Genomic DNA, 229 nt, shown 5'->3' with positions numbered 1-229 from the left:
AAAGCAACAACCCCAGGCATGACAATCTCAGCTTGTCCAAATTTATCAATTTTCTTTAATGCATCGGGAACTTCTGTACATAAATCTCGCTTTTTATCTCCGCATGCAGCGAAGATCACTTTACTTCCTGAGTTGAGTCCTGTTCCTGAATAATCTAAAGTATCAATCGTTGTGTTCGTTTGGAAATGAATGTCACGGCGGAAATCCATTCGTTCCAATATATAAGTTA

Annotated in this window: 1 protein-coding gene; it reads right to left on the bottom strand. The window is 38.4% G+C overall.

Going from position 1 to position 229, the window contains the following annotated elements; genetic code table 11:
• On the bottom strand, nt 1-209 hold a 209-nt coding region (locus AOA62_RS00075; protein ID WP_218244046.1), incomplete at its 3' end, for a hypothetical protein.
• Nucleotides 210-229: the final 20 nt, after the last annotated feature.

It is taken from the genome of Pseudomonas sp. 2995-3 (assembly GCF_002742565.1).
Classification (GTDB): Bacteria; Pseudomonadota; Gammaproteobacteria; order Pseudomonadales; family Pseudomonadaceae; genus Aquipseudomonas; species Aquipseudomonas edaphica.
The sequence above is the reverse complement of the archived record's forward strand: the minus strand, read 5'-3'. Positions and strand labels throughout refer to the sequence as shown.